Origin of the sequence: Collinsella sp. CLA-ER-H7 (assembly GCF_040092345.1) — a bacterium.
Lineage (GTDB): Bacteria > Actinomycetota > Coriobacteriia > Coriobacteriales > Coriobacteriaceae > Collinsella.
Genome location: NZ_JBBNLT010000007.1, coordinates 58,200 through 77,519, shown reverse-complemented (window position 1 = coordinate 77,519; position 19,320 = coordinate 58,200). Strand labels below are relative to the sequence as shown.

At 61.0% G+C, this 19,320-nt stretch carries 17 protein-coding genes; 6 read left to right on the top strand and 11 right to left on the bottom strand.

Features of this window, described 5'->3' with window-relative positions; translation table 11 throughout:
* Window positions 1-332: 332 nt before the first annotated feature.
* Both AAAX75_RS05580 and AAAX75_RS05575 read right to left on the bottom strand, forming a co-directional pair.
* A complete protein-coding gene (locus AAAX75_RS05580; protein ID WP_349091369.1) occupies window positions 333-1,412 on the bottom strand; it encodes an ATP-dependent 6-phosphofructokinase in 1,080 nt (359 codons plus the stop codon).
* A gap of 140 nt (window positions 1,413-1,552) precedes the next feature.
* Window positions 1,553-2,638: a carcinine hydrolase/isopenicillin-N N-acyltransferase family protein gene (locus AAAX75_RS05575; RefSeq protein ID WP_349091368.1), complete on the bottom strand. Its 1,086-nt coding sequence runs from the start codon at window positions 2,636-2,638 to the stop codon at window positions 1,553-1,555.
* A 161-nt stretch (window positions 2,639-2,799) separates the two neighbouring features.
* On the opposite strand from AAAX75_RS05575, the gene AAAX75_RS05570 reads away from it, so the two are divergent.
* Window positions 2,800-4,185, top strand: a complete 1,386-nt coding sequence (locus AAAX75_RS05570; RefSeq protein WP_349091367.1) for a M18 family aminopeptidase — start codon at window positions 2,800-2,802, stop codon at window positions 4,183-4,185.
* A gap of 257 nt (window positions 4,186-4,442) precedes the next feature.
* On the opposite strand, the gene AAAX75_RS05565 is transcribed toward AAAX75_RS05570, so the two are convergent.
* The 3 genes from AAAX75_RS05565 to AAAX75_RS05555 all read right to left on the bottom strand — a co-directional run bounded on the left by AAAX75_RS05565 (window position 4,443) and on the right by AAAX75_RS05555 (window position 7,333).
* Window positions 4,443-5,378: a D-2-hydroxyacid dehydrogenase gene (locus AAAX75_RS05565; RefSeq protein WP_349091366.1), complete on the bottom strand. Its 936-nt coding sequence runs from the start codon at window positions 5,376-5,378 to the stop codon at window positions 4,443-4,445.
* 130 nt (window positions 5,379-5,508) lie between these two features.
* Window positions 5,509-6,396 carry a type I methionyl aminopeptidase gene (gene map, locus AAAX75_RS05560; RefSeq protein WP_349091365.1) on the bottom strand — a complete coding sequence of 296 codons (888 nt, stop codon included), beginning with the start codon at window positions 6,394-6,396 and terminating at the stop codon, window positions 5,509-5,511.
* A gap of 160 nt (window positions 6,397-6,556) precedes the next feature.
* On the bottom strand, window positions 6,557-7,333 hold the full coding sequence (locus AAAX75_RS05555) for a radical SAM protein (protein ID WP_349091364.1): 777 nt from the start codon (window positions 7,331-7,333) through the stop codon (window positions 6,557-6,559).
* 225 nt (window positions 7,334-7,558) lie between these two features.
* Here AAAX75_RS05555 and AAAX75_RS05550 point away from each other — a divergent pair, with 225 nt between their 5' ends.
* From AAAX75_RS05550 to AAAX75_RS05540, 3 genes are all read left to right on the top strand, one after another.
* The gene (locus AAAX75_RS05550; protein ID WP_349091363.1) at window positions 7,559-8,356 is read left to right on the top strand and encodes an alpha/beta hydrolase; all 798 of its coding nucleotides are present in this window, start codon (window positions 7,559-7,561) and stop codon (window positions 8,354-8,356) included.
* 211 nt (window positions 8,357-8,567) lie between these two features.
* Window positions 8,568-10,448 (top strand): HD domain-containing phosphohydrolase, encoded by a 1,881-nt coding sequence (locus AAAX75_RS05545; protein WP_349091362.1) that lies wholly within the window; start codon window positions 8,568-8,570, stop codon window positions 10,446-10,448.
* A gap of 23 nt (window positions 10,449-10,471) precedes the next feature.
* Complete coding sequence (locus tag AAAX75_RS05540; protein ID WP_349091361.1) at window positions 10,472-10,828, top strand: Hpt domain-containing protein; 357 nt, start codon at window positions 10,472-10,474, stop codon at window positions 10,826-10,828.
* 105 nt (window positions 10,829-10,933) lie between these two features.
* Here the strand turns inward: AAAX75_RS05540 and AAAX75_RS05535 are convergent, their stop codons facing one another.
* The 6 genes from AAAX75_RS05535 to AAAX75_RS05510 all read right to left on the bottom strand — a co-directional run bounded on the left by AAAX75_RS05535 (window position 10,934) and on the right by AAAX75_RS05510 (window position 17,348).
* Complete coding sequence (locus AAAX75_RS05535; RefSeq protein WP_349091360.1) at window positions 10,934-11,743, bottom strand: gamma-glutamyl-gamma-aminobutyrate hydrolase family protein; 810 nt, start codon at window positions 11,741-11,743, stop codon at window positions 10,934-10,936.
* Between the two features lie 51 nt (window positions 11,744-11,794).
* A complete protein-coding gene (locus tag AAAX75_RS05530; protein ID WP_349091359.1) occupies window positions 11,795-12,559 on the bottom strand; it encodes an amino acid ABC transporter ATP-binding protein in 765 nt (254 codons plus the stop codon).
* A 36-nt stretch (window positions 12,560-12,595) separates the two neighbouring features.
* On the bottom strand, window positions 12,596-13,429 hold the full coding sequence (locus tag AAAX75_RS05525; protein WP_349091358.1) for an amino acid ABC transporter permease: 834 nt from the start codon (window positions 13,427-13,429) through the stop codon (window positions 12,596-12,598).
* A complete protein-coding gene (locus AAAX75_RS05520) occupies window positions 13,426-14,085 on the bottom strand; it encodes an ABC transporter permease subunit (RefSeq protein ID WP_349091357.1) in 660 nt (219 codons plus the stop codon). Before AAAX75_RS05520 ends, AAAX75_RS05525 begins: the two co-directional genes overlap by 4 nt.
* Window positions 14,086-14,223: 138 nt before the next feature.
* Window positions 14,224-15,219, bottom strand: coding sequence for a glutamate ABC transporter substrate-binding protein (locus AAAX75_RS05515; RefSeq protein ID WP_349091356.1), 996 nt, complete (start codon window positions 15,217-15,219; stop codon window positions 14,224-14,226).
* A 347-nt stretch (window positions 15,220-15,566) separates the two neighbouring features.
* The gene (locus tag AAAX75_RS05510) at window positions 15,567-17,348 is read right to left on the bottom strand and encodes a 1-deoxy-D-xylulose-5-phosphate synthase (protein ID WP_349091355.1); all 1,782 of its coding nucleotides are present in this window, start codon (window positions 17,346-17,348) and stop codon (window positions 15,567-15,569) included.
* Between the two features lie 228 nt (window positions 17,349-17,576).
* Between AAAX75_RS05510 and AAAX75_RS05505 the strand changes: the two genes are divergently transcribed.
* Both AAAX75_RS05505 and AAAX75_RS05500 read left to right on the top strand, forming a co-directional pair.
* A complete protein-coding gene (locus tag AAAX75_RS05505) occupies window positions 17,577-18,113 on the top strand; it encodes an HD domain-containing protein (RefSeq protein ID WP_349091353.1) in 537 nt (178 codons plus the stop codon).
* Window positions 18,114-18,116: 3 nt separating this feature from the next.
* Window positions 18,117-19,136 carry a putative ABC transporter permease gene (locus tag AAAX75_RS05500; protein ID WP_349091352.1) on the top strand — a complete coding sequence of 340 codons (1,020 nt, stop codon included), beginning with the start codon at window positions 18,117-18,119 and terminating at the stop codon, window positions 19,134-19,136.
* Window positions 19,137-19,320 lie beyond the last annotated feature (184 nt).

Below are 19,320 nucleotides of genomic sequence, written 5' to 3'. Positions count from 1 at the left end.
ATTCTGAGTCCCAACGCCTCTAGAGCCGCTCGTTTTTTACAGGATGCGGCCCATGGTGCCTGCCTTTCGCCCAAAATCCAGTATGCAGGCACCCTCGGCTGCTGAATACTCCCAAAAATGCACGCCGCATCCTACCCCACGCACTTGCAGCAAGAAGACGAATAGCCTCGGCCTCCCTAGTTACCGCAGGAGGCCCCAGGGCTTACCTCCCAAATCTTTCCGCAGGACGGAAGGGCCCCGCCGCGCGAAGCGCACGGCGGGGTCCTGACATGTCCGAGGACGATTTGGGAGGTAAGCCCTGGGGCCTCCGATGGGGGCGGTTACAGCCGAGGCTATTCGTCGCCGAAGCTGATGCTCAACGCCTTGGCCTCGCGCACCAGATCACTCTGGGGGTCGACAAACTTCAGCTTGCCGGCGACCTCCTCGAGCGGCATGTGGCACATCTTGCCGTCGCGCAGGGCAATCATGTAGCCAAACTCGCCGCGCAGACAGCCGAGCGCTGCCTCGACGCCGCACTGGGTCGCAAAGATGCGGTCCTGGGCGTCGGGCTGACCGCCGCGCTGCGTGTGGCCGGGGATGGCGACGCGGGTCTCGCGACCGGTCTTGGCCTCGATCTCCTTGGCGATGTCGTAGACGATCGACGGACTCGTACGCTCGGCGAGCTTCTTCTTGTACTCCTTCTTGGACAGCGCCGCGTCCTCCTTGGAGATAGCACCCTCGGCGACGGCCACGATGGTAAAGCGGCTGCCGGTCTCCATGCGATGCTCGATGGTCTTGATGACGTTATCCATGTCGTAGGGAATCTCGGGAATCAAGATGACATCCGCGCCGCCCGCGACGCCGGCATACAGCGGGATCCAGCCAACCTTGTGGCCCATGATCTCGATAACGAACACGCGGCCGTGGCTCGAAGCGGTGGTGTGGATGTCGTCGATGCACTTGGTGGCGACGTCGATGGCGCTCGTAAAGCCAAACGTCAGCTCGGTGCCCCATGTGTCGTTATCGATGGTCTTGGGCAGGGCGATAACGTTTAGGCCCTCTTCGCGCAGGCGGTTGGCGGTCTTGGTGGAGCCGTTACCGCCCAGCATAAACAGGCAGTCGAGCTGCAGCTTATGATAGGTGTGGACCATCGCCGGCACCTTCTCGACGCCGTCAGCCTCGGGAATGTCCAGACGCTTGAACGGTGTGCGGCTCGTGCCCAGGATGGTGCCGCCGCGGGTGAGGATGCCGCTAAAATCGGCGGGCGTCATGACACGGAATCTGCTGTAGATAAGGCCCTGGTAGCCGTCCTCAAAACCATAGATCTCGATAGGTTCTTCGCTATTGGTCATAAGCGTTTTGACGATGCCGCGCATGGTGGCGTTGAGCGCCTGGCAGTCGCCGCCACTAGTAAGAAGACCGATCCTAAGCATGGTGAATCCTTCCGGGCAAGTTGTAACATGCGCATAAGTTTACCCCCGCACACTGTTGATGCGGGGGTAAAACGTGTTAGCTCAAGCGTATAGAAATGTAAGCAACGTCAGGCCAGCGTAAGGACGACGGTGCCAGCTCCTTACAGCGCGAAGGCATCGATGTCGCCCCAGTGGCGGCGCAGCGTGATGGCGGCAGCGGGCTCGGTGTTGTCAAAGACGACTGACCACTGCGTGTTGCTGGTGATGTCTTCCGGATTGGGCTCTTGCGCCGCAGCGCGCAGGGCCTTCCAAGCGACTGTCTCGTCTTGGGCGCCGGCATGGGCGTCGAGGACATCGGCGATTGCGACGGCGCGCTCTTTACCATGGCCCAGCTCGCCATTCTTTTGGTTGGGCAGCACTTCGTCGCCATAGCAGGCGTAGAAGTTTGTAACCTGGCGTACAGGAGTCGCTTTGAAAGCGCGGTCCGGATCGCGCGGATCCCACTCCACCACCCGTGCGTCACCGGCGGCGTCGTTGATAAAGAAGTGGTAATCGCGTCCTGCCATGGCGTGCATGTCGTAGGCGGAAAGCAGGTCGACGGCCTCTTGCGTGGTAGCCGCGCGGTCGAGCACCAGACGGATGGCGAGCGAAGTGTTGATGACGGGGCGTTGCGTGTCCTGGTCACAGGGCTTGGAATCCAGGGTGAGTACGGCAATGGACACGCCGCATTCGTTAACACCGTCGAGCTGGGCAAACGGGCCCATGAGTGCGGCGGCGCGTCCGGCGACGGAGTCAAGTGGAGTGTTGGCTCCCAGGTTATTGAGGGCCGCAAAGCCGATGGAGGCGTAGCCGCCGCGTGGGTGATTGCGCACCAGCAGCGCCGAGGTGTCGTCTTTAAAGTCGTAATTGCGACCGGTGCGCACGCGGCCTTCGGCATCTACGGCGACAAAAGCGCTGCAGGCAAACTGGGGCGCCTGGACATGTACCGGCACACCGGGCAGCACCTGCGCCACCACGGCATCGATGTAGGCCTGGTCGTCGCACACGCCAGCGGCGATGATGCGATCAAGATCGTAGTCGTAGGCGATGTCGATTGCGTACAGGTCATAGCCATCCGCGTAGCCGGTCAAGCGTTTGAGCGACGCGGCGGACTTGATTTGCTTGTGATAAACGATACCGGTGGCAGCGGCAAGGCCGACGGCGACTCCCGCGACACCGCAGACGATGGCAATGTTACGTGGCTTCATGACGGCTCCTCTCGTCCTGTTAGCGTAATTGTCGCAAAAGGTGCACGGGCATGATAGCTCAACTTGGTGAGCGGTGCGGGATTAAACACGGAATGAAGAGTGCAGCGCTGGCGCGGCGGGGTATGCTGGAAGGGACCATCAACCCAGCGAAAGGGGAGAGCATGACGGATCAGGAAACGCCCGAGCGCGCGCATGTGACGGCCGATGATATCGAGGCCGCCAACGACCTTATCGACTTTATCGAGGCATGCCCCAGCATGTTTCATACGGCGGCGACCATTATGGCCGAGCTCGACGAAGCGGGCTTTACCTACCTGTCCGAGAACGCGGCGTGGGACATCGAGCCGGGCGGGCGTTATTACACGCAGCGCAACACCTCGAGCGTTATCGCCTTTAAGGTGGGCGAGGACCTGGCTGCTACGTGGGGCGAGGACGGCGTTGCCGGCGACTACCATTTTCAGCTGACGGCGTCGCACAGCGACTCGCCGACGTTTAAGGTTAAGGCCGTGCCCGAGTTCGACGGCGCGGGCGAGACGCTGCGCCTGAACACCGAGGCCTACGGCGGCATGATCGACTACACCTGGTTCGACCGTCCGCTGGCGCTCGCGGGCCGCGTGCTGGTGCGCGAGGGCGACCGTATTGAGAGCCGCCTGCTTACCACCGAGCGCGAGGTTGCCATTATTCCGAGCCTTGCCATCCATATGAACCGTGGCGTTAACGAGAGCTTTGCTCCCAACCGAGCCGTTGACCTGTGCCCGCTCATCAGCGCCGGTGAACTCAAGCAGGGAGATTTTGACGCTCTGATTGCCGATGAGCTGGACGTTGAGCCCGAGCAAATTTTGGGCCGCGATCTGTTCCTGGTCAATCGTCAGGATGCGCGCATTTGGGGCTGGGCCGACGAGTTTATCTCGACGCCCAAGCTCGACGACCTGGCCTGCGCCTATACCTCGCTGCAGGCATTTTTGGGTGCTGAGAACGCGCGCGATATCTCGGTCTTCTGCTGCTTTGATAACGAGGAGGTTGGCTCCGAGACCAAGCAGGGAGCCATGTCGACGTTCTTGGCCGATGCGCTGCGCCGCATTAACGGATCGCTGGGCTTCGATGACGAGTCGTACCATCGCGCACTTGCCGCCTCGATGCTCGTGAGCTGCGATAATGCGCATGCCGTGCATCCCAACCACGCCGAGAAGTGCGATGCCCGCAACCAGGTCGTGCTCAACGGCGGCATCGTTATCAAGGAAGCAGCCAACCAGCACTATTGTACCGATGCCTTTAGCCGCGCGGTGTTCCAGGCCATCTGCGATGACGCCGACGTGCCCACGCAGGCCTTCGCCAACAAGAGCGATATGGCGGGTGGCTCCACGCTCGGTAATCTGTCCAATATGCAGGCGAGCATGCATGCCGTGGACGTGGGCCTGCCGCAGCTGGCCATGCACTCGAGCTACGAGACCGGCGGCGTGCGAGACGTGATGTATGCCATCCGCGCCCTCACCGCCTTCTACGAGCGCAACCTAACCATCAACGGCGCCGAAAGCGTGGAGCTCTAAAACCTGTCAAAAGAGGACAGGTTTACTTTGGCAGGTTTTATCTGGGCAAACGCCGCAATGCCAACAGCTGGACAGAATTGTTATGACACCGCAGGTTGAGCAAACGTCAGCGAGCGATGTCCAGAGCGAACAAGTTGGCATGAAAAAGGCAAGGCATAGACCTTCTGGTCATGCCTTGCCTTTTGAATGGCAAATTGTCGCTCTGGGCGGCGCGCAGCGTCGACCGGTCCGCCGTTCGTTAGAACGGCGGAACAAGATTAGTGCTCAATCCAACAGCGCAGGGTTTCGCCGACTTGCAGGTGACGCAGATTCTCCGCGGCGATGTCGACCACATTATTGAGTGTGGCCTCTAGGTGGAACCAGCCCGAGATATGCGGCGTGATGAGCATGTTGGGCGCATCCCACAGCGGGCTTGTCTCAGGCAACGGCTCGGGGTCGGTGACGTCGACCGCGGCGCCGGCGAGATGTCCCGACTCCAAGGCGGCAACCAAGTCGTCGGCGACCACAAGGTCGCCGCGGCCGCCGTTGGCAAAGAAGGCGCCCGGTTTCATCGCGGCGAAGAACTCGGCGTTCGCCAGGCCGCGGGTCTCGGGTGTGCTCGGCATAAAGGATGCGACGATGTCAGCCTCGGCCAGGCGCTCGGGCAGGGCGTCCATGCCGTCCATGTCCTCAAACACAATGGGGTAGACGAGCGGATGGCGCTTGATGCCGCGGACGTGCGCACCCATGTTGCGGCAGAGCGTGGCAAAGTGGCCGCCAATGTCGCCCGCGCCCAGCACCAGCACATTGGCGTTTTTGAGCGAGGTGACCGGCCCCAAATCCTCCCAGCGATGCTCGCGCTGCAGGTCCTGGTAGCCGGGCAGGCGCTTCATCATAGACAGCACCATGGCAAACATGTGCTCGCTTACTGCCTGGCCGTAGGCGCCCACCGAGCAAGACAGTTTGGCATCGGCCGGCACGGTGCCGGCGGCCAAGTAATCGTCATAGCCAGCGGTCTGCAATTGCAACAGCTGGAGATGTTCGCATGCCGTGAGCATGTCAGGGTCGATGTTGCCCAAGATCACGTCGGCATCGGCGACCTGCTCGCGCGTGGCGGCGTCGGAGCTCGTGTAGATAAAGTCCTCGCCCGGAGCGCTCGACTCAAGAATTGTGCGATGACGGTCGTTGACGGGCAACAAAACCAGGATGTTCACAAGCAGTCCTCTCCGCTCGACCTGCCAAAAAGGGACAGGTTTATTTTGGCAGGTTTTATCAGGCAAAACGCTCAAACAAAAACGCCGGATGCAAGACGAGCGTGCCCGTCAGCATCCGGCGCATCCACGGCTACCAGCTCAGCAGCTCGTAGCCGTCCTCGGTCACCACGAGCTGTACCTCGCACTGGGCCGAATCGCTGCCGTCCTTGGTGCGCACACACCAACCGTCACCCTTGCTAATCTTGATGTCGGGCGCTCCGGCATTGACCATGGGCTCAATGGTAAAGACCATGCCCGGGGCCATGATGGTGTCCACATCGGGCGCCTCGGTGGTAAAGCCCACAAACGGGTCCTCGTGGAACTCCTTGCCGATGCCGTGCCCGCCGTACTCGCGCACCACGCTAAAGCCGGCGTCCTCGACCGTCTTTTGTACGGCCTCGGCCATAACGGACAGCGGCAGCCATGGCTTGACGGCCGCCAGGCCCGCCTCCACGCTGGCGCGGGTGACGTCGACCAGGCGCTGGCGCTCGGCAGAGACCTCGCCGATGCAGAACATGCGGCTCGAGTCGCTAAAGTAGCCGTCTAGGATCGTAGAGCAGTCCACATTGATGATGTCGCCCCCGTGCAGCACGTCCGTATCGCAGGGGATACCGTGGCAGACCACGTCGTTAATCGAGGTGCACACGCTCTTGGGGTAGCCCTCGTAGTTGAGGTCGGCTGGCGTGCCACCGTGCTCGACGGTGTAGTCGTAGATCATCTGGTCGATCTGGTTGGTGGTCATGCCCGCGGCGATGTGCTCGCCTACGTAGTCGAGCACGCCCACGTTGATGGCGGCGGAGCGCTTGATGCCCTCGATGTCGGCGGGCGTCTTGTAGAGCGTGCGGGGCAAAACCTCCCAGCCCTCTTCCCACAGGCGCTCGAGGCGCTCGTCGAATGCGCTATGGCATTTCTTATATTTTTTGCCGCTGCCGCACCAGCAAGCGTCGTTGCGGCCGGGCACAGGTCCGTTGTCAAACATGGCTAACTTCCTTTCATCCGCAGCTAGTATAGCCCACTCACGTGTCCATAAAAGTTGCGGTGATATAGTTCCGATTTAAGCGGTTTAACAGCATAAATAGGAACTATATCACCGCAACTGATGGAGCGGGATGGCGGACACTGGCTGCTGCGTGGTTTTGCTAGTAGCTCACCTGGCAAGGGATGCCGAGGACGCGCACGCGCGCAGCAATGGCGTCGAGCACCTCGGGCGCCGCTTTGGCAAGGCCGGCGACCGGTGTCTCGCGCGCTACCGTGTAGATGGTTGCTTCTTGTGGGCGAATGCGCTCAAGCGCCGCGAGCCAGGGGGCAACGTACTCCTCGCCGGTGTTGTCGATGAGCTTGCCCTGATACTCGCCGGTCAAAAAGATCGTCTGGATAATGACATGACCGTCAAAGCTTGCGAACGTCTCAATCTGGTGCTTGACGTCGTAGGGGCCAACAGGCTGGTCGAGCAGCTGGATAAATGCCGGGTCGACCGTATCGAGCTTAAGAATGTTGTCGTCGACCATCATGAGCGCGTCGTGCACCTCGGGGCGGTCGGCGCGCGTGCCGTTGGAAAGCACGGCAATCTTGGTGTTCGGGGCAAGCTGGTCGCGAAGCGCGACGGCGCCGGCGATAGCCTGCGGAAACTCCGGTGCGGCGGTGGGCTCGCCGTTGCCGGCAAACGTGATCACATCGGGGAGCTCGCCCTCGGCTGCCATCTCGCGCAGCTTTGCTTCGAGCGCGTCGAGTACTACGGCAGCTGTGTTGTACGGCTCATGGCAGGGGCGTTCGGCGTTAAGACCGTTCTCACAGTAGATGCAGTCGAACGTGCAGATCTTGCCGCTCGCCGGCATCATGTTGACACCGAGCGAAAGGCCCAGGCGACGGCTGCGAACGGGCCCAAAGATGGGGCTGGCATTCAAAAACGTAGACATAGGCATATGCTCCTCAAGACAATTGTGCCTAAGCATAGCATCGGCTCCAAAGCAAGGTGCGGGCTCTTGCTTTACAAGTTTCGTTTTTTCACGTCGCTCATTATGCCGTGCCATGAAAAGCCTCGGGTCGGGTACAGTTAATCTGTTAACAAGGCGTAAGGCAATACGGGTCCATCCAACCGTACTGACGTGCAACTGGATGGGCGTTGATGATGGGGGCACAACATGGATTTTACGGTCGAGAATGCGGGCACCACGATTGCCTGTCGCGAATATGCCGGCCCGGATGTGTCGCCTGATGCTCCTGCCTTGGTGTGCGTGCACGGCGCTTGTGTCGACGGCACATTTTTCGACGGTATCGCTTGTGAGCTCAGCCGCAACTACCGCGTAATTGCCTACGACCGCCGCGGCTGCGGTGGTAGCAGCGATGCGGCAGACGGCAGCTATGATCTTGCCGCTCAGGCCGCCGACCTGCAAGCCGTGATCGAACACGTTGGCGCTCCGGCAAATGTGCTTGCGCATAGCGCCGGTACGTTGGTGGCGCTGGAGCTTCTTCGCACCGAACCCCATCTCGTCGCCCGTGCGATTCTGCATGAGCCGGCTGTGTCGGCCGAAGGCGTCGGTATGGGCGCAGCTCCGGTTTTGCTCGATATGATTGCGGCTGGAAAGGTTTCAAGGGCGCTCCGGCTTTTCTTGGGAGCCCTCGGCGACCTGGACCCCGAGGCTCCCGGGACGACCGAAGCGGAAGCCAAACATGCCCTGCGCAATGGTCGTTGCTTTATGGCCAATGAATACGGAACAAATATGACATATGCTCCCGACTGGGAGCGCGCCCGCACGTCAAAGGCAGTGTCGGCCGTGTTTTTGGGTGAGCTTTCGGTCGATACGCCCCGCGAGGCTGGCACGCGAGCGGCTGCCGAATATCTCGATTGCCCCCTTGTGACGATCCCGGGCGCGCATAACGGTCTGCGCGATCGCCCCGTTACGGCGGCAAACGCCGTTCGCGATGTCTTGGAGCGTTAGCACGCTCGATGACCTGCGGGGAGGGGGGCTGTTAGCGTTTCGTCATTGTTAACGAATGCGCCCATAACCACGCGTCCGCGACTCCATTACCGCCGTTTGCCAGGTCATAAAAATGTAACGATAATCGCGCGTTTGCCTTCAGCTGTTAGATGTTACCCTTGTACCAATTGATATGCACCGTTGCCGTGCGTAACGATAGGAAGGGCCCCATATGCTCAATAATCACGAGGTCAATCTAACCGACGAGGAGGCTGCCGCCGAGGTCGCCCGCGTCGCGAAGACCTACCCCGTGGTGCGTTTGCTGTCGGCCGATCAGATTAAGAGCGAGCCTAACTGCCTGCTTGCCGGCGATCGCTGCCCTTGTCTGCGTCAGTCGAGTCTTGAGGCCTTGGCAGATTCGGGTGAGGTGTCGGAGCAGCTGCTCAACGATGGCGTTGAGTACCGCGCCCGTCTGCGTCCTCTAAAGGTCGAGGGCGAGCCTCACGTCCTGCTGATGGTGCGTCCGATTGATGAGCAAGAGGCTGCAGAAGAGGACCTCGTCTACACCGACGTGCTGACGAGTGTGCGCAATCGCCGATATTACGAGGAAAAGCTCCGTAGTGCCCGCATGAATGCCGGCGTTGCGGTGATCGACCTTGATGATTTTAGGGTCTTCAACGATACGTGTGGCCGTCATGCCGGCGACCTCGCGCTCGGTGCTGTGGCGACGGCCATACGCAGCGGAATTCGTTCGACTGACGAGCTCGTACGCTATGGCTGCGACAAGTTTGTGGTTGTCATGCTCAATATTCCCTCCGATGACTTCACCCGTCGCCTGCATCAGGTGTCCGATGCCGTTCATGCCACGATTGTTCCGGGCCATGAGTACGTGAGCTTGACGGCATGTGTTGGTGGCGTTCGCATTCATGGCGAGACGGTCGATGAGGGAGTTGGCCGCGCTGTCCAGTTATTGAGCCGCGCTAAGGCAAAAGCCGGTACGGTCGTGACCGATGCCGATTCCATCGAAGCCTTCCAAAGCGAAAAGCCTTTGGTGCTTATTGTCGATGACTCCGAGATGAACCGAGCCATTCTCAACGAGATGCTCAAGGACGAGTACTGCATCCTCGAGGCCGCCAACGGTCGTACGGCGCTCGACATGGTCGACCGCTATGGCGATGAGCTGTCGCTCGTGCTGCTGGATATTGTCATGCCGGGCATAAGCGGCTTTGAGGTGCTGGCCGATCTGTCGCGCCGATCGGGTATCGACAATCTGCCTTTCATCATGATTTCGAGCGAAGATTCCGATGATATGGTTCTGCGCGCGTACGAGCTGGGCGCCTCGGACTATATCAACCGCCCGTTTGACTCCCGTGTCGTGCGCCGCCGTGTAAGCAACACCATCCGCCTATACGCCAAACAGCGCCGCCTGACGAACCTGCTGTCCCAGCAGTACAACGAGCGCGTCAAGAACAGTCGCATGCTCATCGACATCATGGCCGGCGTCATGGAGCTTCGCAACGGCGAGAGCGGCAGGCACGTTACGAACATCGAGAAGCTGACCGAGCTGCTGCTTGACTGCCTGGTCCAGCGTAGCGACACGATCTCCCTCGACAATGAGGAGCGCTCCACGATTGCCCTGGCTTCGGCGCTGCACGATATTGGCAAGATGGCGATTGACGATGCGATTCTCAACAAACCCGGACGCCTTACGCCCGAGGAGTTCGAGATTATGAAGACGCATATCACGATCGGCGCCGACATGTTGCTTGAGCTGGGTCGCCATCACGTCGGCAATGCGCTTATGGAATATGCGTACCAGATTGCGCGTTGGCACCACGAGCGCTGGGACGGCAAGGGTTATCCCGATGGCCTTAAGGGCAACCAGATTCCCATCGCCGCACAGGTGGTTTCGGTGGCTGACGTGTACGATGCGCTGACGAGCGTGCGCGTGTACAAGGACGCTATCCCGCACAAGGAGGCGATCCAGATGATCCTGGACGGTAAGTGCGGCACCTTTAACCCGCTGTTGCTCGACTGTTTGCTCGAGGTGCAAGACCGTATTGCCGAGACGTTGGCGCGCCCCGCCGACGTCGTCGCGTTTCCCACGATTTAGTTTGACCAAAGGAGTTTTAATCCATGATTTCCATGCGTGAGGCGTATGAGAAGATCGGCGCCAATTATGATGACGCGTGCGCTCGGCTGATGGGCGAGGAAATGCTTGCCCGCTTTGCCCTCAAATTTTTAGATGACGAGAGCATGGACAAGCTGGAGGCCGCCATGGCGGCGGGAGACGCCGAAGGTGCGTTTATGGCAGCGCACACGCTCAAGGGCGTGAGCCAGAACCTGGGATTCGATAATCTGTACGAGCCGGCGGTTGTGGTGACCGAGGCGCTGCGCGGCGCCGATGCCGTTGACGGCGCTCGCGAGGGAATGCATGCGCTGCAGCAGCAATATGCGGCCACGTTGTCGGCCCTGCGCGAGGCGGCTGAATAAGAGCTTGCGAGCCTTGGGCTGCTTGCCGGCCACATATAGGTAAAAGGGCGCCCCGCCGGACCGTGTGGCCGGCGGGACGCCCTTTTGTGTTGTGCCGTCCGTGAACTAGCGGGCCTGCTTAACCTTGGCCGCTGCCTCGACAAACGACTTCCACAGGTTAAAGTCGGTCTCGAGCGTCTGCCAGGTGTACTCGGGATGCCATTGCACGCCCAGGCAGAAGGGTTGACCTTCGACTTCGATGCACTCGGGAACGCCGTCGGTTGCCTTGGCGACCAAGCGCGTGCTCTTGCCCAGGCGATCGACACAGCAGTGATGTGCCGAGTTGGTCTGGATCAGCCTGTGCCCGCCAAGCGCGCGCTCCAACAGCGAACCCGGCACGACCTCGACGGGATGCACGGGGTCGTTGAGCACGTGGGTATGGCGCCACTGCGTGCGGCCCTCGCGAGCACCCAGGCTTGGCACGTCCATGCACAGGGTGCCGCCGGTGGCGACGTTAAGCAGCTGCGTGCCGCGGCAGGTGGTAAAGAGCGGCTTTTTGGCGCGGAGCACCTCGCCGACCAGCTTAAACTCAAAGCTATCGCGGATCTCGCAGCAGAGGGTGGGGTCGTAGGGTCGATCATCGCCCCAGCGTTTGGGATTGACATCGGGGCCGCCGGGAATGGCGATGCCGTCGGCGATATCGACGTAATGACGGATGACCTCAATGTCCTCGGTGATGGACATCTGCAGCGGCAGGCCGCCAGCGGCAAGGATGGCATCGACAAAGACACTTGCGATTTCCTCGTTGGGGGAGAGCATCTCGGTTAAAAATGGCTCTGCCTCTTTCCAGCGCGGTGCGACGAGGATGAGTGGGCGGTCGGCGGGGGCGACGTCGACGTGCGGGGTGTAGGACGATGAAGTGCGAGTTCCGATCATAGGTGTAACTTTCGAGTTTGGATGGGCATGGCGGGTAGGTGGGCGGTCTGGTTAGTGGCCCTTGATGGAGTTGAGGAAGTCCTGGGCGCGCTTGGTCTGGGGGTGGTCGAAGAACTCGTCGGGCGTGCCGGTTTCCACGATCTGGCCGTCGGCCATAAACACGACGCGGTCGGCCACGCGGCGGGCAAAGTTCATTTCGTGCGTGATGACAATCATCGTCATGCCCTGCTGGGCCAGACGGACCATGACCTCGAGCACCTCGTTGATCATCTCGGGGTCAAGGGCGCTCGTGGGCTCGTCAAAGAGCATGGCCTTGGGTTGCATGGCAAGCGAGCGGGCGATGGCCACGCGCTGCTGCTGGCCGCCCGAGAGCTGTGCGGGCACCTTATCGGCCTGCTCGGCCACGCCCACGCGGCCCAGCAGGTCCATGGCGCGCTCACGGGCCTCGTCCTTGGAGACACCCAGCACATCGACCGGTCCCAGCATGATGTTCTGCAGCACCGTCATATGTGCGAACAGGTTGAACTGCTGAAACACCATGCCCAGTTCGGCGCGCATGCGGGCAAGATCCTTGCCTTCTTGCGGCAGGGGCTCGCCCTCGATGAGGATCTCGCCCGAGTCGATGGTTTCCAGGCGGTTGATGGTGCGGCACATGGTCGACTTGCCCGAGCCCGAGGGGCCGATCACAACGACGACCTCGCCGCGGTCGACCGAGAGATTGATGTCGTTGAGGACGTGCAGATCGCCATAGTGCTTATCGACGTGTCTGAGCTCGATCAGCGGCTGATTGCCGGTGGAAGAGGTGCTCTGTGCCATGGTGCTCGGCTCCTTATGACTCGAAATGGTAAAGCGTTAGCGGATGATGGTCGCGCCGGTCTTGTGCGAAACATAGACAGCGGCCTTGTTGATCGCGACGTTGATGAGGATGTAGATGACCGCGATAACCAGGTAGACCGACACGAGGGCGTCGTAGTTGGTAATGAGCACGCGGGCGTTTTGCATGAGGTCGGGGTAGCTCACCACGTAGGCGACGGTGGTGTCTTTGACTACGACCACAAGCTGCGAAATCAACGACGGAATAATAAACCGAATCGCCTGCGGCAGCACGATTTTAAAGGTGATTTTAGCCCTGGAGAGACCGAGCGCCTGGGCCGCCTCGACCTGCCCGCGCGGTACGGCGTTGACGCCGGCACGGAAGATCTCGGCAAGTACACCGGCTGCAGCGAGCGCGACGGGAAGCGTGAGCATCCAAAACGACGGCAGCGCGATCTTGTACTGGGGCAGCACCAAAAAGAAGAAGTAGATGAACAGCAGGCTCGGCACGCCGCGGAAGAAATCGGTGAGCACGCGGCAAACCAGCTGCAGCGGCTTGATGTCGCTCGTGCGGCCGAGCATGAGAGCGAGGCCCAGCACCAGCGCGATGGCGCCGGCGGTGAGCGCGACTTTAACGGTGCCCTCAAAGCCGGTAAGCAAGAACTTCCAGGTGGTGAGGTGCGTAAAGAAATACCAATAGTGGACCGAAAGTTGGCCGGTCACATAAAAGCGCTGCAGTACCAGGGCGACGAGCGCGGCGACGGCGACGAGTGAGATGGCGGTGCCGATGCGAATCTTGGCGCGCATCTTGGGGCCGGGAGCCTCGTAGAGCGCATCGCGCATGGTAAGCGCAGGGGAGGAGTGCTTGCTCATCGGAGGATCCTCACCTTCTTATCGATGTAGTTGCCAATGTGGCTCACCACAAAGGCCGTGCCCAGGTAGCCGAGCGCCGAGATAAAGAACGCGGCGACGCCGCCGAGCGAGCGCGTGTTGATGTAGCTCACCACGCCGGTAAGCTCTTGCGGCTTAAGCGGCACCTGGCTGCCCAAGGCAGTAGTGAGCATGACGGCGATAAAGAGGTTCGTCATGGGCAATACGCTTGAGCGCAGTGCCTGCGGAATCACGATTTTGGCGAGGATGCGGTTAAAGCTCATGCCGAGCGAGCGGGCGGCTTCCACCTGGCCGACGCCGACGGTGTTGATGCCGCTCATAAAGTTCTCGGAGCCAAAGGCCGAGCCCAAAAGGACCGTGGCGACGATAACGCAGGTGCGGTAGGGCAGAACGACCTTGAGCGGCGGCAGCGCATAGACGACGATGATAAGCAGCGCGATGCCGGGGATGTTACGGAAGACCTGGACATACAGGTCGCCAAAGACGCGCAGCGGCTTGAGCGGCGATACGCGCATCACGGTGGCAGCGACGGCCAGCACCATGGCGATGGCAAACGACTCAAGCGTCATGCCCCAGGTTGCTAGCAGCGCGTCGATATAGTTCTGGCCATAGAGCGACCAGAGCTCGGAGAGACTCATGCGGACCTCCCGCCGGTAAGGAAAGGGGCTCCCGTGTGTACGGAAGCCCCGACAACTCAGTGAGGAAACAGTTTACCGCAATAAAGCGCATCATGCGTTTCCGTATGGTTTCGTTGCGGCCGTTAGCAGGCTCGCTGCCTAGGCGCCGATCTCGGGCAGCTCGGGAACATTGGTGTCGCCCGTACGGTCGCCGATGCAGATCTGCCACAGCTTGGTCCAGGTGCCGTCGTCCTCGATCTTCTTAAGGAAGTCGTTGACAAAGGCGACGCCGTCGGAATCGAGCGGCAGGCCGATGCCGTAGGGCTCCTTGCTGCCGAAGGGCTTGCCGGCGATCTTGTACTTACCAGGCTCGCGGACCAGGGCGCTCTGCTGCATGTTGTTATCGATGACGTAGGCGTCAACGCGGCCCTGCTGGAGTGCCTGGCGGGCCTCCTCGTCGGTCTTGAACTCCTGCTGGCTGGCCTTGGGAGCGAGCTCCTCCAGGATGGCGGGGCCGTTGGAGCCGGACTGGACGGCGACGCTCTTGTCGGCCAGGTCGTCGACGCTCTTGATGTCGTCGTTATCGGCAAGCACCAGGATGGCCTGCTGCGTGTAGTAATAGGGCCCGGCAAAGGAGACGAGCTTCTTGCGCTCATCGGTAATGGTGTAGGTGGCAAAGACAGCGTCGACCTGGCCGTTCTGCAGGACAGACTCGCGCGTGTCCGAGGTCACCTGGGTGATCTCGACCTTGTTCTCGCCCAGAATGTAGTTGGACAGGAGCTGTGCGATACCGGCGTCGAAGCCGCGGGTCTGACCGTCTTTCTCGTTGAGGAGGGAGAAGAGCGTGGAGGTCTGAACGCCACCGATATTAAAGACGCCGGCGTCCTTGACGGCCGTCGCCCAGGTGCTGGCGGCGATGGCGTCGTCATCGGCCTTGGGGCCGTCGTTGACGAGCTTGTCGAATGCCTTGGCATCGAGCGTGGCGGAAACCTCGGTATCCTCGGAGCTCTTGGAGGAACCGGCGGCGGAACCCTTGTCGGCCTCGGCGCTGGTGTCAGAGCAGCCGGCAAGACCAAGGCCGGCGACGGTTGCGAAGGTGGCGGCAACGAAGCCGCGGCGGTCGAGAACGACCTGCTGGGAGAGGTTCTTGCTCATGGTAGAACACCTTTCTCAATAAAATCCCTAGCGGTTGAGTAGAGTTATACCCTATCGCGCTCAAATGGGTCAACACGAAATAACTCAGAAACATACTTGTCTTATGGGTTATTCTACCTACCAAAAAGGGACTGGTTTATTTTGGCAGGTTTTATCTGGGCAAACGTCGCTTATTGCAGCTGAGATAGCGCTTTGCAGACGGCATGGTCGGTGCGGCGGCATGCCTTGCTGCTTTGTCTCAATCTGTAACAGTTAGACGGGAATTCGGGCCCTAGATGTTACAGATTGAGATAATCGCGTCGCGAAAATAAAAACCTCCGCAGGGATGCTTTCCTTGCGGAGGTTTTTTACTCGTTGAGTAGCCTTACGGCTTCGGCGGCCATGTTCTCGACCGTCATGCCGTTCTGCGCGAGCAGTTCGTTGGGGTCGTAGCGGTCGGGGAAGCCCTTGGCGATGCCGAAGGTGCGCGTGCGCAACGGCGTGCATGCCAGATAGCATGCCACGCGCTCGCCCCAGCCGCCGTCCAAGATGCCGTCCTCGAGGGTGACGACGACGCGATGCTCGGCGGCAAGACTGTCGAGGAACTCGCGGTCGAGCTCGGTTGCAAAGCGCGGGTTGACGAGCGTGGCCTCGATGCCGTACTCGGCAGTCAGACGGTTTGCCACGCGCTCACCCAGCTCAAAGAAATCGCCAAGCGCGAGCACGGCAACGTCGCGGCCCTGACGCACCACGTTGTAGCGAACGGCGCTGTAGTCGGTGTCTTCGGCGGGCGCAAGGTCGGGGCGGCTTACCAGGCCGATGCCCGGTACGCGGATTGCCACGGGATGCTCGCGGTGGTCGAGCGACCAGCTCAGCATGGACAGATATTCCTCCATGCAGGCCGGCGCCAAGTAGTGCATGTTGGGAAGACCGCCCAACATGGAAATATCAAAGAACGAAAGATGCGTCTCGGACGTGGTGCCAAAGATTGACGCACCAAACACCAAAATGGTTGCGGGGGCGTCGTTGAGGCACAGGTCGTGCCACAGCTCGTCGTAGGCGCGCTGCAAAAACGTACCGTACACACCAAAGACTGGCTTGGCGCCCGAGCGCGCAAGCGCGGTGGCAAAGGTCACGGCGTGCTCCTCGGCAATGCCCACATCGACGAACTGTTTGCCGGCGGCAGCGCGAAGCTCGGGCGTAAAGCCCATGATGTAGGGCGTGGCGGCCGTGATGCCAACGACCTGTGGATCGCGCTCGATGGCGGCGCTGAGCGCCTCGCCCGTAATGTCGGCATAGGTGCGCGGCGCAGGCTCGCTCGGATGGCCCGGGCAGAGCTTGCGCCCGGTTGCCATGTCAAACGGACCCACGTGATGCCAGCGTTCGGGGTCGTTCTGGGCTGGCTCAAAGCCCTTGCCCTTGGCGGTGGAGACGTGCAGCACGATGGGGTGATCGATATCGTGCAGCTCCTGCAGCGTGTCGACTAGGGCCAACACATCGTTACCGGCGTCCAGATAGCGGTAGTCGAGCCCCATCGCGCGGAAAACGTTGCGCTCACAGGTGCCGTTGCTGGTGCGCAGCTCGGCCAGATTGCGATAGAGGCCACCGTGGTTCTCGGCGATGGACTGGTCGTTATCGTTGACGATGATGATCAGGTTGCCGTCGAGTTCGGCGGCATTGTTGAAGCCCTCAAACGCCAAGCCGCCCGAAAGCGAGCCGTCGCCAATGATGGTGATGACGTTGTAGCTGTCGCCCGCCAGATCGCGGGCGTGCGCCAGGCCGCAGCCCAGGCTCACCGACGTGGAGGTGTGCCCCATGGCAAACAGGTCATGCTCGGACTCGTCGGGATTGGCAAAGCCAGAAGCCTCACCATAACGCTCCGGATCGATATAAGTGTACGCGCGCCCCGTCAGCGTCTTGTGGGCGTAGGTCTGGTGCGAAACGTCAAAGACAATCTTGTCGATGGGGGAGTTAAACACGCGATGAAGCGCAACCGTAAGCTCAACGACGCCCAGGTTGGGGGCAACGTGCCCGCCGACGGCGGCGGAGCTTTCGAGGATTGCCTGGCGGATCTCGCCGCAGAGCTGCGGGAGCTCGGCGCGATTAAGAGCCTTGACGTCCTCGGGCGTTGTCGTTTGCGTAAGCAGCATCGTTGTGGGTTACTCCATGCGAATCGAGCGCCGGCGCTCCCTCGGCCGGCACAATTGCACAAAACAGTCTCGCACATTTTGGCGTTTGATATGTGACGGCGGCGCGGTAATTCGCCAACTGGCGGGGCAAAACGTTTTGTCCGATGCCATACTGATAGATTCGATGATGATTTTATTCAATACGTGCAGGCCGTGGCTTGCCGCCGTGAGCCGCTGGAAGGAGGCAGCATGTCCGATGCCGTTCGTGCCGAGAAAATCGTGCACGAGGTCGACGATGCCGCCCGCCAGCTCGCCCAGGCGGGCCGCTTGGACCTGACGCGCGAGTTTATCCAGCATGGTGACGTGACGGTCTATGCACATGTGACCTCGGTGGCGCGGGCGAGCCTGTCCTTTGCCGAGCGCTTGGGCCGTGCTGGCATTTCGGTCGACCGTGCTTCGTTGCTGCGCGGGGCCTTGCTGCACGACTACTTTCTCTATGACTGGCACGATCCCGACCCAAGCCATCGGCTACATGGCTTTCGCCACCCGTTTTTTGCTCTGGCGCGTGCGGAGGAAGATTTTGAGCTGACGTCGCGCGAGCGGAATATTATCGTGCGCCATATGTTTCCGCTGGTGCCGGTGCCGCCGACGTGTCGTGAGGCATGGATTGTGTGCCTGGCAGATAAATGGTGCGCGCTGCGTGAGACAGTCGCCGGCCGCCTGCCGCGCAAGGACGAGGCGGACGATGGCGTGAGCAGCGAATCGAGTGAAAAGAGGAGAGGGTAGACGGTGGGGACCGCGATCGACATGGCATTTGACGGCGCGACGCTTGCCGCCTGCCCACTCTCGGCACTGGTGCTCTCGTTTGTCTTTTACGGGTTTTGCGGTTGGGCATGGGAGTCGACAGTATGCGCCATGCTCAATCACGGACGATTTGCCAACAGTGGCTTTTTGCTGGGGCCGTGTTGTCCTATCTATGGTGTGGGCGGCATTGCCTGCTGGCTGCTGTTGCGTGGGATTCCGGATGCCTCGAGCCAGTTTGTCGCTGCAGCGCTCGTATGCAGCGTGATTGAGTACAGCGTAGGCGTGCTGTTGGAAAAAACAACGGGCGCTCGCTTTTGGGATTACTCGCACCTGCCGTTTAACTTGCACGGACGCATCTGCCTGTACTGGGCCTGCGCGTTTGGCTTGGGTGCGTTGTGTATTTGCCGTTTAGTGGAGCCGGCATTGCTGGGGCTGCTTGGCCATCTGCCGGTGCTGATTGTGCGGCTGTCCGCCTTTATCGTCGCGGTCGCGATGATGGTCGACGCGGTGTGCTCGTTGGCGAGCTGGCGGCGTCTGTCCGATCAGCTTGAGCGTGTGCGTGCCGACCTTGCCGACCGCATCAATGAGTCGCTTGCCGACGCCTCCGACTCTATGCTCGAACGTATTCCCGATTCGGCGATCGACTCGGTGGCGCAGACGCATATCCGCGGTCGCGCCGTTAACGCTTGGCTGGCCGAGCTGGGCGACGCGGCGCTCGATGCCCTGCGCGAGAAGGCTTCGATGCCGACGTTTATCTCGGATGGTGCTCGCGGCCTGGCGCTCGCTGCCAGCCGCGTGGCCGATGCCGCGCCGAGCGTGCCCCGTCCGTCGCTCACCCGTCTCCGTACCGGCAAGCGCATGAGCCGTCCGGTGCCGAGCGTGTCACTCAGCCGCCGCGACCTACGCTTCTTTAACGCCTTCCCGCGTCTGCGCATCAATCGTTACGAGGGCGTCATCCGAGCTACCGACCTCCGCGACCGAGCCCGCGAGCTGTTCCGGCGCTAGCCAGAGCGGAGCCAAGCGCGCCCTTCTCGCTCGCACGTTTCCCGTTCGTTTCGCGCCCGTTGCCGTGCCGTTTCCAAGATTGCGGCACCGTTTCCATTCGACAACGCAGCGTTTAACAACGCCGTATCTGGTCTACACCAGTTGGCCCTCGGCCGCATGATGGGCGCCGACAACGTTCATGCGA

Excerpts from the sequence above, each read along its gene's own strand:
- AAAX75_RS05580 (WP_349091369.1), bottom strand. The coding sequence starts at position 1,412 with ATGCTTAGGATCGGTCTTCTTACTAGTGGCGGCGACTGCCAGGCGCTC.
- AAAX75_RS05575 (WP_349091368.1), bottom strand. The coding sequence starts at position 2,638 with ATGAAGCCACGTAACATTGCCATCGTCTGCGGTGTCGCGGGAGTCGCC.
- AAAX75_RS05570 (WP_349091367.1), top strand. The coding sequence starts at position 2,800 with ATGACGGATCAGGAAACGCCCGAGCGCGCGCATGTGACGGCCGATGAT.
- map (WP_349091365.1), bottom strand. The coding sequence starts at position 6,396 with ATGTTTGACAACGGACCTGTGCCCGGCCGCAACGACGCTTGCTGGTGC.
- AAAX75_RS05555 (WP_349091364.1), bottom strand. The coding sequence starts at position 7,333 with ATGTCTACGTTTTTGAATGCCAGCCCCATCTTTGGGCCCGTTCGCAGC.
- AAAX75_RS05550 (WP_349091363.1), top strand. The coding sequence starts at position 7,559 with ATGGATTTTACGGTCGAGAATGCGGGCACCACGATTGCCTGTCGCGAA.
- AAAX75_RS05545 (WP_349091362.1), top strand. The coding sequence starts at position 8,568 with ATGCTCAATAATCACGAGGTCAATCTAACCGACGAGGAGGCTGCCGCC.
- AAAX75_RS05540 (WP_349091361.1), top strand. The coding sequence starts at position 10,472 with ATGATTTCCATGCGTGAGGCGTATGAGAAGATCGGCGCCAATTATGAT.
- AAAX75_RS05535 (WP_349091360.1), bottom strand. The coding sequence starts at position 11,743 with ATGATCGGAACTCGCACTTCATCGTCCTACACCCCGCACGTCGACGTC.
- AAAX75_RS05530 (WP_349091359.1), bottom strand. The coding sequence starts at position 12,559 with ATGGCACAGAGCACCTCTTCCACCGGCAATCAGCCGCTGATCGAGCTC.
- AAAX75_RS05525 (WP_349091358.1), bottom strand. The coding sequence starts at position 13,429 with ATGAGCAAGCACTCCTCCCCTGCGCTTACCATGCGCGATGCGCTCTAC.
- AAAX75_RS05520 (WP_349091357.1), bottom strand. The coding sequence starts at position 14,085 with ATGAGTCTCTCCGAGCTCTGGTCGCTCTATGGCCAGAACTATATCGAC.
- AAAX75_RS05515 (WP_349091356.1), bottom strand. The coding sequence starts at position 15,219 with ATGAGCAAGAACCTCTCCCAGCAGGTCGTTCTCGACCGCCGCGGCTTC.
- AAAX75_RS05510 (WP_349091355.1), bottom strand. The coding sequence starts at position 17,348 with ATGCTGCTTACGCAAACGACAACGCCCGAGGACGTCAAGGCTCTTAAT.
- AAAX75_RS05505 (WP_349091353.1), top strand. The coding sequence starts at position 17,577 with ATGTCCGATGCCGTTCGTGCCGAGAAAATCGTGCACGAGGTCGACGAT.